The organism is Pseudomonas sp. GP01-A4 (assembly GCF_058780865.1).
Genome location: NZ_JBYSWF010000016.1, coordinates 43,419 through 54,913 on the forward strand (window position 1 = coordinate 43,419; position 11,495 = coordinate 54,913).

An 11,495-nucleotide genomic window follows, 5' to 3' on the forward strand; every position below is an offset into this window, starting at 1 on the left:
TCGACCGCTTGTCTTTAAGCTTCCAGCTTGCCGCTTGAAGCTTGTAACTTGAAGCTGCCCGGAGGGCTCCTGCATGAGCTATGTGATCGACCGACGTCTCAATGGCAAGAACAAGAGCACGGTAAACCGCCAGCGGTTCCTGCGGCGTTACCGTGACCACATCAAAAAGGCCGTCGAAGAGGCCGTCAGCCGCCGTTCCATCACCGATATGGAGCATGGCGAACAGATCAGCATCCCCGGACGGGACATCGATGAACCGGTGCTGCACCACGGCCGGGGCGGCAAACAGACCGTCGTGCATCCCGGCAACAAGGAATTCACCAGCGGCGAACATATCCAGCGGCCCCAGGGCGGCGCGGGCGGCAAAGGCCCGGGCAAGGCCGGTAACTCCGGCGAAGGCATGGATGAGTTCGTGTTCCAGATCACCCAGGAAGAGTTCCTGGAGTTCATGTTCGAAGACCTGGAACTGCCCAACCTGGTCAAACGCAACCTGACCGGTACCGACACCTTCAAGACCGTGCGTGCCGGGATCAGCAACGAAGGCAACCCGTCACGGATCAACATCATCCGCACCCTGCGCTCGGCCCATGCGCGACGTATCGCCTTGTCTGGCAGCAGCCGGGCAAAACTGCGGGATGCCAAGGCGGAACTGGAACGCCTGAAACGCGAAGAGCCGGACAACTTCGGCGATATCCAGGAAATTGAAGCCGAAATCGCCAAACTCAGCGCGCGAATCCATCGCGTGCCGTTTCTCGACACCTTCGACCTGAAGTACAACCTGCTGGTCAAGCAACCCAACCCCAGTTCCAAGGCGGTGATGTTCTGCCTGATGGACGTGTCCGGCTCCATGACCCAGGCGACCAAGGACATCGCCAAGCGCTTCTTCATCCTGCTGTACCTGTTTCTCAAGCGTAACTACGACAAGATCGATGTGGTGTTCATCCGCCATCACACCAGCGCCAGGGAAGTCGACGAGGAGGAATTCTTCTACTCGCGGGAAACCGGCGGCACCATCGTCTCCAGCGCCTTGAAGCTGATGCAGGAAATCATGGCCGAACGCTATCCGGCCAACGAGTGGAACATCTACGCCGCCCAGGCTTCCGACGGCGACAACTGGAACGACGACTCGCCGATCTGCCGCGACATCCTGATCAACCAGATCATGCCGTTCGTGCAGTACTACACCTACGTCGAAATCACCCCGCGCGAGCATCAGGCCCTGTGGTTCGAATACGAGCGCATCAGCGAAGCCTTCGCTGACACCTTCGCCCAGCAACAATTGGTCTCGGCCGGCGATATCTATCCGGTCTTCCGTGAACTCTTCCAGCGCAGGTTAGTGACATGACCGCCAAAGAGCATAAGCGCCAACCCATATCCACGGGGTCCGAATGGACCTTCGAACTGATCCAGGCCTATGACCGGGAAATCAGCCGCATCGCGGCGGGTTATGCCCTGGATACCTACCCCAACCAGATCGAAGTGATCACCGCCGAACAGATGATGGATGCCTATGCGTCCGTGGGCATGCCCCTGGGCTATCACCACTGGTCCTACGGCAAACACTTCCTCAGCACTGAAAAGTCCTACACCCGCGGCCAGATGGGCCTGGCCTACGAAATCGTCATCAACTCCGACCCGTGCATCGCCTACCTGATGGAAGAAAACACCATCTGCATGCAGGCGCTGGTGGTGGCCCACGCGTGCTACGGGCATAACAGCTTCTTCAAGGGTAACTACCTGTTCCGCACCTGGACCGATGCCAGCTCGATCATCGATTACCTGGTATTCGCCAAGCAGTACATCATGCAGTGTGAGGAGCGCCACGGCATCGACGCGGTGGAAGACCTGCTGGACTCCTGCCATGCCCTGATGAACTACGGCGTCGACCGCTACAAACGCCCGTATCCGATTTCCGCCGAAGAAGAACGGCTGCGCCAGAAGGACCGTGAAGAGCATCTGCAAAAGCAGATCAACGACCTGTGGCGCACCATTCCCAAACGCGCCGGCAAGAACAACGACAAGGACAATGCGCGCTTCCCCGCCGAACCTCAGGAAAACATCCTGTATTTCATCGAAAAGCACGCGCCATTGCTGGAGCCCTGGCAGCGGGAAATCGTGCGGATCGTGCGCAAGATTGCCCAGTACTTCTACCCACAACGCCAGACCCAGGTGATGAACGAAGGCTGGGCCACGTTCTGGCACTACACCCTGATGAACGACCTGTATGACGAAGGCCTGGTCACCGACGGTTTCATGATGGAGTTCCTGACGTCCCACACCAGCGTGGTCTTCCAGCCGGGCTTCGACAGCCCCTACTACAGCGGTATCAACCCGTATGCATTGGGCTTTGCGATGTACCGCGATATCCGGCGCATGTGCGAGCACCCTACCGAAGAAGACCGCCGCTGGTTCCCGGAGATTGCCGGCAGCGATTGGCTGTCGACCATCAAGTTCGCCATGAGCAGCTTCAAGGATGAGAGCTTCATCCTGCAGTACCTGTCCCCCCAGGTGATTCGAGACCTCAAGCTGTTCAGCATCATGGACGACGACCTCAAGGACGATTTGCTGGTGCCCGCCATTCATGACGAGCCGGGTTACCGCACCATCCGCGAAACCCTCGCGGCGCAGTACAACCTGGGCAACCGCGAACCCAATGTGCAGATCTACAGCATCGACGTACGCGGCGACCGCTCGCTGACCCTGCGCCACCAGCAGCACGACCGCAAACCGCTGGGAGAGTCCACTGAGGAGGTTCTCAAGCACCTGCACCGGCTGTGGGGGTTCGATATCCACCTGGAGACGCTGCAAGGCGACCAGGTGATGAAAACCCACCACGTTCCGCCGCGTAACGAGCACAGCGACAACGATTACGGCCGCCTGGACCTGGCAGTCGTGCATCTGTGAAACGGCAAAGCCTCCATTGGCGGGCCGCAGGCGTTATCCTGTGCCGCTAATGGAGGCTTTTTCATGCAAATCTACAAAGTCGGTGGTGCGGTACGTGATCGCCTGCTGGGCATCCCCGTTACCGATATCGACCGTGTCGTAGTCGGCGCTACCACTGAAGAAATGCTCGCCCTGGGCTACAAGCCTGTGGGGTCGGACTTCCCGGTATTTCTTGACCCGAAAAATGGTGACGAGTACGCCCTCGCCCGCACGGAGCGCAAGAGCGGCCGGGGTTATGGCGGCTTTGTGTTTCACGCCAGCCCCGACGTTACCTTGGAAGAAGACCTGATCCGCCGCGACCTGACCATCAACGCCATGGCCGAGGATGACGCGGGCAACCTGACCGACCCTTATCACGGCCAGCAGGATCTGGACGCACGCATTCTGCGTCACGTTTCCCCGGCGTTTGCCGAAGATCCACTGCGTGTCCTGCGCGTTGCCCGCTTTGCCGCGCGCTATGCCGGCCTCGGCTTTACGGTAGCGCCCGAAACCCTGGAACTGATGCGCGAACTCAGCGAGTCGGGCGAACTGGAAGCCTTGACGCCCGAACGCAGCTGGAAGGAGATTTCCCGCGCATTGATGGAAAACCAGCCACAGGTGTTTATCCAGGTGCTGCGCGATTGCGGCGCCCTGAAAACCCTGATGCCGGAAATCGACGCACTGTTTGGCGTGCCGCAACCCGAGGCCCATCACCCCGAAATCGATACCGGCGTGCACACATTGAGCGTGCTGGAACAGGCAGCCATCCATGCCCAACCGTTGACCGTCCGCTGGGCGTGCCTGCTGCACGATCTGGGCAAGGGGCTCACGCCTGTGGATAAGTTGCCGCAGCACATCGCTCATGAGCAACGCGGCGTGAAGCTGATCAAGGCGATGAACGAACGCTTCAAGGTGCCAAGGGATTGCCAGGAGTTGGCGTTGCTGGTGGGCGAATATCACACCCACGGCCACCGCGCACTGGAGCTGAGGCCCTCGACATTGCTGGAGTTGCTGCAAAGCTTCGACGTTTACCGTCGCCCGCAACGCTTTGAAGAGTTTGTGGTGGCATGCGAGATGGACGCCCGCGGGCGCAAGGGCCTTGAGCAGAGAAGTTATCCACAAGCCGATTATTTGCGCGGTGCGGCGCTGGCGGCCAGAGGTGTGGCCGTCGCGCCGCTACTGGAACAAGGCTACAAAGGTCCCGAACTGGGCGAAGCGCTGAAACGCGAACGGCTCAAGGCGCTAAAAGCCTACAAGAGCGAGTCCGGCGTCAACGGCTGATCCCGCCATTCGAACGCGACCGGCGCCAGTACCTGGTCAATGTGTGCATCCTGCCACAGCGCGGCAAATGACTTGCCCACCTCAGGATGCACACGCCGCGGCGCCATCAACGACAGCGGCCACAGCACAAACGCGTTCTTCAGGATTTCGGCCCGGGGCAGGATCAGGCCATCGAAGTTACCCACCAGCTCGCCATACAGCAGCACGTCGATGTCCAGCGGCAAGCCCTTGCGATCCGGGGCGTAGCGGCCATTGTCGGCCTCGATGAATTTCAGCCGGCGGTCCAGCTCCATCAACGGCAGGTCGGTATACGCCGACACCACCAGATTGAAGAATGGCCCGCTCTTTATGCCCACAGGCTGGCTTTCAAACACCGGCGAACAGCGCATCTGCGTCAGGAAACCCGCCAGCGCATCAAGGCCAGCGTGCAAATGGGCCTCACGCTCGATGTTACTGCCAAGACCAAGGTAAACCTGAGTTAGCGACATCCGCGCTCGATCTCCACGCCCACACCCTTGGCGGCCGGTACGGCGCCGGGCTTGGTCAGTTTGAGGTGCAGCCAGGGAATCTGGAACTCACTCATCAACACTTCAGCCAGGCGCTCGGCGAAGGTTTCCACCAGCTGGAATTGTGCCTGCTCGGCAAAGGCCTGGATCCGTGCGGACACGCTGGCGTAATCCAGCGCCAAAGTCAGGTCATCACCGGCAGCGGCCGGGCGGTTATCCCAGGCGAAGCTCAGGTCCAGACGCAGGCATTGCCGGATACCGCGCTCCCAGTCGTAGGCCCCGATCACGGTGTCGACTTCCAGGCCTTCGATAAACACTCTGTCCAAGCACTCTTCTCCGCTGCACGACAAGGGCGCGATGCCCCGTTAGAATCAGGGCGTCCTCGCCCGGAATAGTTAGCATGTTTTGGTTACTGGCGACTCTCGCCTACCTGCTCGGCTCGCTGTCCTTCGCCATTTTGCTCAGCCGCCTGACGGGAAATCCCGACCCGCGAATGAGTGGCTCAGGCAATGCCGGCGCCACCAATATGTTGCGCCTGGCCGGCAAGAAACTCGCCGTACTCACGCTGTTCGGCGACGTCTGCAAGGGCCTGCTGCCGGTGCTGATCGCCGATCTCGCCGGGCTGTCGCTGCAACAGCAAGCCTGGATCGGCGTCTGCGCGGTGCTCGGCCACCTGTTCCCGCTGTACTTTCGCTTTCGCGGCGGCAAAGGCGTTGCGACGGCGGCCGGCATGCTGCTGGGGATCTACCCACCGGCGGCGCTGCTGGCCATCCTGGCCTGGCTGCTGACGCTCTACCTGACACGCACCAGCTCGCTGGCCGCCCTCATCGCCACGCCCCTGACCCTGCCGTTGCTGGCGTGGCAGGAACCGGAGGCGCTGGTGCCGATGAGCGTGCTCACGCTGCTGATCGTCTGGCGCCACCGGGGCAATTTACGCGACCTGTTTGCCGGGCGCGAACGGCATTTTTAAATACGCCCGGTGAACCCGGCTCACGTTCGCCCGTTACAGCGGCGGCAACTGCTCCATCGGCCAGCGCGCCTGCACGCTGATTGCCAGGCTTTCATGCTGCCCGGCCTGCAAACGCTGGCAACCGGCATAGGCGATCATCGCGCCGTTGTCGGTGCAGAATTCGGGACGCGCATAAAACACGTCGCCCTTCATGTCGCCGAGCATTTTCTCCAGGGAGCTGCGCAGCGCCTTGTTCGCGCTGACGCCGCCCGCGATCACCAGGCGCTTCATGCCCGCCTGCTTCAGGGCCCGCTTGCACTTGATGGTCAAAGTCTCCACCACGGCCTGCTGGAACGCCAGCGAGATGTCGCAACGGGCTTGCTCACTGTCGTCTCCGGCGCTGACGCTCTGCTGCCAGGTGTTCAGGGCAGAGGTTTTCAGGCCGCTGAAACTGAACATCAGGCCAGGGCGATCGCACATCGGGCGCGGGAAGGTATAGCGCCCCGGAACGCCTTTTTCTGCCAAGCGGGCGATTTCCGGGCCGCCCGGATAATTAAGGCCCATCATCTTCGCAGTCTTGTCGAAAGCTTCACCGGCAGCGTCGTCCAGGCTTTCGCCCAGCAGCGTGTATTGACCGATTCCATCGACCTGAACCAGCTGCGTATGGCCGCCTGAAACCAACAAAGCGACGAACGGGAACGCTGGCGGGTTTTCTTCCAGCATCGGTGCCAGTAAATGGCCTTCCATGTGGTGCACACCAAGGGCCGGAATGCCCCAGGCAAATGCCAGCGCCTGGGCGCAAGAGGCCCCAACCAGCAGGGCTCCGACCAATCCGGGGCCTGCGGTATAGGCAATGGCGTCGATCTCGGTCGGCACGCAGCCGGCCTCGTCCAGCACCTGGCGAATCAATGGCAGCATGCGTTTCACATGATCACGGCTGGCCAGCTCCGGCACCACGCCGCCATAGGCGCGATGCAGGTCGATCTGACTGAACAGTGCGTCGGCCAAAAGCCCGCGTTCACTGTCGTAAAGTGCGACACCGGTTTCGTCGCACGAGGTTTCTAATCCCAGAACTAGCATGGGTTTGCGCCTTGTAGAGGCTGAATTCGAAGGCGCGCATAATAGTCGCCACTCCCCCTCCCGACTAGCGGTTTTCGATCAGAGGCTTTGCATTCCGGGCAATGAGGGGTTAACATCCGCAACCCTTAAAAACCGACGACCTCAGCCGCGAATTTTTTGCGACGAGAACGTTGATTCCCGGTAATGAAAGAAGGTAGCTCTGGATGCCAGCCGTCAAAGTAAAAGAGAACGAACCCTTCGACGTAGCTCTGCGTCGTTTCAAGCGCTCCTGCGAAAAAGCCGGTGTTCTGGCTGAAGTTCGTAGCCGCGAATTTTACGAGAAGCCAACTTCTGAGCGTAAGCGTAAAGCAGCAGCCGCTGTTAAGCGTCACGCCAAGAAAGTTCAGCGCGAGCAGCGCCGCGCCGTTCGTCTGTACTAATACACAGACGTTCGTAGCAAGCTTCTGCCAAGCCCGGCCCTCAGCCGGGCTGTTGGCATTTGCGGATATCGCTTGATGCTTCACCGTTGACGCCGCACACGCGACTGAAACGAACTGCTTCACACGTCAGGACTGGCTCTTTTGCCAGCGGTGCACGTCTCTTCTGACGAGCCTAACAAGGCTACTGACGAGCACACTTATTTTTTAACAGGCGATCAACAGGTCGGCTGCGCCCACCGATGAGCTTCCGAGGCCCCCACATGGCCAAGACCGGACTCCCGGGCAACATTTCTACGCCGGGCACTGATCGGAACTAACGTCAGTGAATGTTCGGCAGATACACTTCCTGACAGACCAAGCAGACGACAGTAGATCGAGCCGCACAACACGCGCGCCTTGAGCACTTTGCGGGCCCTCTTTTACACGCAGTGATGACGAGAACGCCATGGCCGGGCTAATTCCCCAGAGCTTTATTGACGACCTTCTGAACCGCACCGACATCGTCGATGTTGTCAGCTCGCGCCTGCAGATGAAAAAGGCCGGCAAGAACTACACCGCCTGCTGCCCGTTCCACAAGGAAAAGACTCCGTCGTTCAGCGTCAGCCCCGACAAGCAGTTCTACTACTGCTTCGGCTGCGGCGCTGGCGGCAACGCCCTCGGCTTCATCATGGACCACGACAACCTGGACTTCCCCCAGGCCGTCGAGGAACTGGCGAAAGCCGCCGGCATGGAAATCCCCCGCGAAGAAAGTGGCCGCCCGCACAAACCGCGGCAACCCACCGATTCGCCGCTGTACCCGCTGCTTACCGCTGCTGCCGACTTTTACCGCCAGGCACTGAAAAGCCACCCGCAGCGCAAAGCCGCCGTCGATTACCTCAAGGGCCGCGGCCTGACCGGTGAAATCGCCCGCGACTTCGGCCTCGGCTTCGCCCCGCCGGGCTGGGACAACCTGTACAAGCACCTGAGCAGCGACACCCTGCAGCAAAAAGCCATGATCGACGCCGGCCTGTTGGTGGAAAACGCCGAGACCGGCAAGCGTTATGACCGCTTCCGCGACCGCGTGATGTTCCCGATCCGCGACAGCCGCGGCCGCATCATCGCGTTCGGCGGCCGGGTGCTGGGGGACGACAAGCCCAAATACCTGAACTCACCGGAAACCCCGGTGTTTCATAAAGGCCAGGAACTCTACGGCCTGTTTGAAGCGCGCAAGAACAATCGCAACCTCGACGAAATCATCGTGGTTGAAGGCTATATGGACGTGATTGCCCTGGCCCAGCAAGGTTTGCGCAACGCCGTGGCGACCCTGGGCACCGCGACCAGCGAAGAGCACTTGAAGCGCCTGTTTCGCGTGGTGCCCAACGTACTGTTTTGCTTCGACGGCGACCAGGCCGGCCGCAACGCAGCGTGGCGTGCCCTTGAGTCGACCCTGTCGAGCCTGCAGGACGGGCGGCGCGCACGCTTCCTGTTCCTGCCCGAAGGCGAAGACCCGGACACCCTGGTCCGCTCCGAAGGCACCGACGCGTTCCGCGCGCGCATCAACCAACACGCACAACCGCTGGCCGATTACTTTTTCCAGCAACTGACCGAAGAGTCCGACCCGCGCTCCCTCGAAGGCAAGGCCCACATGGTCACCCTCGCGGCCCCGCTGATCGACAAGGTTCCGGGCGCCAACCTGCGCACCCTGATGCGCCAGCGCCTGCTGGAAATCACCGGCTTGAGTGGCGAGGCCGTCAGCCAGCTGGCCCGCAGCGCGCCGCAAGAGGCGCCGCCGGCCTACGACCCGGGCATGGATTACGACGCCATGCCGGACTATTCCGACTTCCACCAACCGCAGGAGGCCTACACGCCCCAGCAGGAGTGGACACCGAAGAAACCCGGCGCCGGCGGCAAGAAGTGGGACAAGAAACCCTGGGACAAAAACGGCAAACGTGGCGGTGACCGTGACGAACCGCGCGGCCCACGCGTCCCAGCAGCAGTAGAGCCGCCCACCATGGCAGCCCTGCGTACACTTTTGCACCACCCGCAACTGGCACAAAAAGTCGAGGATGCGGGGCACTTTGCGGCCGAAGACCACACCAATACGCAACTGTTGGTGGCCCTGCTCGAAGCCGTACAGAAGAATCCTAAGCTAAACTCATTCCAGCTGATTGCACGCTGGCACGGCACCGAACAGGGCCGTTTGCTGAAGGCATTGGCAGAAAAGGAATGGCTGATTGATGGCGATAACCTTGAACAACAGTTTTTCGACACCATTACTAGCTTGGTAGCTCGTCAACGCGAGCGAAACCTGGAACAACTTCTTCGAAAAGCGCGTCAGAGTGAATTGACCGCCGAAGAGAAAAATCAACTGCGCGACCTTTTAAGTCGCAATGTTTCCGCATCAAACCCGACCTCAGCTGGCGTGTGAGGTCATAGCTCGGGTATAATCCTCGGCTTGTTTTTTGCCCGCCAAGACCTTCAGTGGATAGGGTGTTATGTCCGGAAAAGCGCAACAGCAGTCTCGTATCAAAGAGTTGATCACCCTTGGTCGTGAGCAGAAGTATCTGACTTACGCAGAGGTCAACGACCACCTGCCTGAGGATATTTCAGATCCAGAGCAGGTGGAAGACATCATCCGCATGATTAATGACATGGGGATCCCCGTACACGAGAGTGCTCCGGATGCGGACGCCCTTATGTTGGCCGACGCCGATACCGACGAGGCAGCCGCTGAAGAAGCAGCCGCCGCGTTGGCAGCGGTCGAGACCGACATCGGTCGCACGACTGACCCTGTGCGCATGTATATGCGCGAAATGGGTACGGTAGAGCTGCTGACACGTGAAGGCGAAATCGAAATCGCCAAGCGTATCGAAGAGGGCATCCGTGAAGTGATGGGCGCAATCGCGCACTTCCCAGGCACGGTTGACCACATTCTCTCCGAGTACACTCGCGTCACCACCGAAGGTGGCCGCCTGTCCGACGTCCTGAGCGGTTATATCGACCCGGACGACGGCATTGCGCCACCTGCGGCTGAAATTCCGCCACCGATCGATGCCAAGGCTGCGAAAGCAGACGACGACACCGACGACGACGAAGCTGAAGCCAGCACTGATGACGAAGAAGAAGTCGAAAGCGGTCCGGATCCGATCATCGCAGCGCAGCGCTTTGGCGCGGTCTCCGATCAGATGGAACTGGCTCGCAAGGCCCTGAAGAAGCACGGTCGCGGCAGCAAGCAGGCAACTGCTGAATTGCTGGCCCTGGCTGAACTCTTCATGCCGATCAAACTGGTACCGAAGCAATTCGAAGGCCTGGTTGAGCGGGTTCGTAGCGCCCTTGAGCGTCTGCGTGCACAAGAGCGTGCGATCATGCAGCTCTGTGTCCGTGATGCGCGCATGCCGCGTGCCGACTTCCTGCGCCAGTTCCCGGGCAACGAAGTCGACGAAAGCTGGACCGACGCACTGGCCAAAGGCAAAAGCAAATACGCTGAAGCCATTGGTCGCTTCCAGGCCGACATCGTTCGTTGCCAGCAGAAGCTGACTGCATTGCAGACCGAAACCGGTCTGACGATTGCCGAGATCAAGGACATCAACCGTCGCATGTCGATCGGTGAGGCCAAGGCCCGTCGCGCGAAGAAAGAGATGGTTGAAGCGAACTTGCGTCTGGTGATCTCCATCGCCAAGAAGTACACCAACCGTGGCCTGCAATTCCTCGATCTGATCCAGGAAGGCAACATCGGCTTGATGAAAGCGGTGGACAAGTTCGAATACCGTCGCGGCTACAAGTTCTCGACTTATGCCACCTGGTGGATCCGTCAGGCGATCACTCGCTCGATCGCCGACCAGGCCCGCACCATCCGTATTCCGGTGCACATGATCGAGACGATCAACAAGCTCAACCGTATTTCCCGGCAGATGTTGCAGGAAATGGGTCGCGAACCGACCCCGGAAGAGTTGGGCGAACGCATGGAAATGCCTGAGGATAAAATCCGCAAGGTATTGAAGATCGCTAAAGAGCCGATCTCCATGGAAACCCCGATCGGTGATGACGAAGACTCCCATCTGGGTGACTTCATCGAAGACTCGACCATGCAGTCGCCAATCGATGTTGCTACCGTTGAGAGCCTGAAAGAAGCGACTCGCGACGTACTGTCCGGCCTCACTGCCCGTGAAGCCAAGGTACTGCGCATGCGCTTCGGCATCGACATGAATACCGACCACACCCTTGAGGAGGTTGGTAAGCAGTTCGACGTTACCCGCGAGCGGATTCGTCAGATCGAAGCCAAGGCGCTGCGCAAGCTGCGCCACCCGACGAGAAGCGAGCATTTGCGCTCCTTCCTCGACGAGTGATCACAAAAACCCC

General features: G+C 60.0%; 10 protein-coding genes. 7 read left to right on the top strand and 3 right to left on the bottom strand.

Going from position 1 to position 11,495, the window contains the following annotated elements; genetic code table 11:
• The first annotated feature begins 73 nt into the window (after positions 1–73).
• From AC3WKX_RS12120 to AC3WKX_RS12130, 3 genes are all read left to right on the top strand, one after another.
• Positions 74–1,345: a YeaH/YhbH family protein gene (locus AC3WKX_RS12120; RefSeq protein WP_003211000.1), complete on the top strand. Its 1,272-nt coding sequence runs from the start codon at positions 74–76 to the stop codon at positions 1,343–1,345.
• Complete coding sequence (locus tag AC3WKX_RS12125) at positions 1,342–2,904, top strand: SpoVR family protein (RefSeq protein ID WP_102370017.1); 1,563 nt, start codon at positions 1,342–1,344, stop codon at positions 2,902–2,904. Before AC3WKX_RS12120 ends, AC3WKX_RS12125 begins: the two co-directional genes overlap by 4 nt.
• Positions 2,905–2,967: 63 nt before the next feature.
• Positions 2,968–4,203: a multifunctional CCA addition/repair protein gene (locus AC3WKX_RS12130; RefSeq protein ID WP_102604409.1), complete on the top strand. Its 1,236-nt coding sequence runs from the start codon at positions 2,968–2,970 to the stop codon at positions 4,201–4,203.
• On the opposite strand, the gene folK is transcribed toward AC3WKX_RS12130, so the two are convergent.
• Together folK and folB are read right to left on the bottom strand one after the other, a co-directional pair.
• On the bottom strand, positions 4,173–4,691 hold the full coding sequence (gene folK / locus AC3WKX_RS12135) for a 2-amino-4-hydroxy-6-hydroxymethyldihydropteridine diphosphokinase (protein ID WP_102604408.1): 519 nt from the start codon (positions 4,689–4,691) through the stop codon (positions 4,173–4,175). The genes AC3WKX_RS12130 and folK overlap by 31 nt on opposite strands.
• Complete coding sequence (gene folB / locus AC3WKX_RS12140; RefSeq protein WP_003211007.1) at positions 4,682–5,035, bottom strand: dihydroneopterin aldolase; 354 nt, start codon at positions 5,033–5,035, stop codon at positions 4,682–4,684. Before folB ends, folK begins: the two co-directional genes overlap by 10 nt.
• Before the next feature lie 74 nt (positions 5,036–5,109).
• Between folB and plsY the strand changes: the two genes are divergently transcribed.
• Positions 5,110–5,679, top strand: a complete 570-nt coding sequence (gene plsY / locus AC3WKX_RS12145; protein WP_102604407.1) for a glycerol-3-phosphate 1-O-acyltransferase PlsY — start codon at positions 5,110–5,112, stop codon at positions 5,677–5,679.
• Between the two features lie 33 nt (positions 5,680–5,712).
• On the opposite strand, the gene tsaD is transcribed toward plsY, so the two are convergent.
• Complete coding sequence (tsaD, locus tag AC3WKX_RS12150) at positions 5,713–6,738, bottom strand: tRNA (adenosine(37)-N6)-threonylcarbamoyltransferase complex transferase subunit TsaD (protein WP_087694726.1); 1,026 nt, start codon at positions 6,736–6,738, stop codon at positions 5,713–5,715.
• 203 nt (positions 6,739–6,941) lie between these two features.
• Here tsaD and rpsU point away from each other — a divergent pair, with 203 nt between their 5' ends.
• From rpsU to rpoD, 3 genes are all read left to right on the top strand, one after another.
• Positions 6,942–7,157, top strand: coding sequence for a 30S ribosomal protein S21 (rpsU, locus tag AC3WKX_RS12155; protein ID WP_002551877.1), 216 nt, complete (start codon positions 6,942–6,944; stop codon positions 7,155–7,157).
• 445 nt (positions 7,158–7,602) lie between these two features.
• Positions 7,603–9,564: a DNA primase gene (gene dnaG / locus AC3WKX_RS12160; protein WP_003211012.1), complete on the top strand. Its 1,962-nt coding sequence runs from the start codon at positions 7,603–7,605 to the stop codon at positions 9,562–9,564.
• Positions 9,565–9,631: 67 nt separating this feature from the next.
• A complete protein-coding gene (gene rpoD, locus AC3WKX_RS12165) occupies positions 9,632–11,482 on the top strand; it encodes an RNA polymerase sigma factor RpoD (protein ID WP_003211014.1) in 1,851 nt (616 codons plus the stop codon).
• Positions 11,483–11,495: the final 13 nt, after the last annotated feature.

Excerpts from the sequence above, each read along its gene's own strand:
- AC3WKX_RS12120 (WP_003211000.1), top strand. The coding sequence starts at position 74 with ATGAGCTATGTGATCGACCGACGTCTCAATGGCAAGAACAAGAGCACG.
- AC3WKX_RS12125 (WP_102370017.1), top strand. The coding sequence starts at position 1,342 with ATGACCGCCAAAGAGCATAAGCGCCAACCCATATCCACGGGGTCCGAA.
- AC3WKX_RS12130 (WP_102604409.1), top strand. The coding sequence starts at position 2,968 with ATGCAAATCTACAAAGTCGGTGGTGCGGTACGTGATCGCCTGCTGGGC.
- folK (WP_102604408.1), bottom strand. The coding sequence starts at position 4,691 with ATGTCGCTAACTCAGGTTTACCTTGGTCTTGGCAGTAACATCGAGCGT.
- plsY (WP_102604407.1), top strand. The coding sequence starts at position 5,110 with ATGTTTTGGTTACTGGCGACTCTCGCCTACCTGCTCGGCTCGCTGTCC.
- tsaD (WP_087694726.1), bottom strand. The coding sequence starts at position 6,738 with ATGCTAGTTCTGGGATTAGAAACCTCGTGCGACGAAACCGGTGTCGCA.
- rpsU (WP_002551877.1), top strand. The coding sequence starts at position 6,942 with ATGCCAGCCGTCAAAGTAAAAGAGAACGAACCCTTCGACGTAGCTCTG.
- dnaG (WP_003211012.1), top strand. The coding sequence starts at position 7,603 with ATGGCCGGGCTAATTCCCCAGAGCTTTATTGACGACCTTCTGAACCGC.
- rpoD (WP_003211014.1), top strand. The coding sequence starts at position 9,632 with ATGTCCGGAAAAGCGCAACAGCAGTCTCGTATCAAAGAGTTGATCACC.